Consider the following 886-nt stretch of genomic DNA (forward strand, 5'->3'; position numbering starts at 1 on the left):
TGGGTGACAAGCGTATTGAAGGCTCGGTCTGGCCAAAGTCCATCCGTGGCTCCACGCCAAAAGTGAGAGGCACCTGTCAGATTGAGCGTGCAGCCAGTGAATCCCCGCATTTTATGCGTTTTCATGTTGCCTGCCCGCATTGCGGGGAGGAGCAGTATCTTAAATTTGGCGACAAAGAGACGCCGTTTGGCCTCAAATGGACGCCGGATGACCCCTCCAGCGTGTTTTATCTCTGCGAGCATAATGCCTGCGTCATCCGCCAGCAGGAGCTGGACTTTACTGATGCCCGTTATATCTGCGAAAAGACCGGGATCTGGACCCGTGATGGCATTCTCTGGTTTTCGTCATCCGGTGAAGAGATTGAGCCACCTGACAGTGTGACCTTTCACATCTGGACAGCGTACAGCCCGTTCACCACCTGGGTGCAGATTGTCAAAGACTGGATGAAAACGAAAGGGGATACGGGAAAACGTAAAACCTTCGTAAACACCACGCTCGGTGAGACGTGGGAGGCGAAAATTGGCGAACGTCCGGATGCTGAAGTGATGGCAGAGCGGAAAGAGCATTATTCAGCGCCCGTTCCTGACCGTGTGGCTTACCTGACCGCCGGTATCGACTCCCAGCTGGACCGCTACGAAATGCGCGTATGGGGATGGGGGCCGGGTGAGGAAAGCTGGCTGATTGACCGGCAGATTATTATGGGCCGCCACGACGATGAACAGACGCTGCTGCGTGTGGATGAGGCCATCAATAAAACCTATACCCGCCGGAATGGTGCAGAAATGTCGATATCCCGTATCTGCTGGGATACTGGCGGGATTGACCCGACCATTGTGTATGAACGCTCGAAAAAACATGGGCTGTTCCGGGTGATCCCCATTAAAGG

Annotated in this window: 1 protein-coding gene; it reads left to right on the forward strand. The window is 54.4% G+C overall.

Annotated elements, in window-relative coordinates; genetic code table 11:
* Positions 1-886, forward strand: an 886-nt coding sequence (locus ACJHXB_RS24745; protein WP_410233556.1) for a terminase gpA endonuclease subunit, incomplete at both ends; no start/stop codon positions are given.

The organism is Escherichia sp. WS3227_2, assembly GCF_046486495.1.
In the GTDB taxonomy this organism is placed as follows: domain Bacteria; phylum Pseudomonadota; class Gammaproteobacteria; order Enterobacterales; family Enterobacteriaceae; genus Escherichia; species Escherichia coli.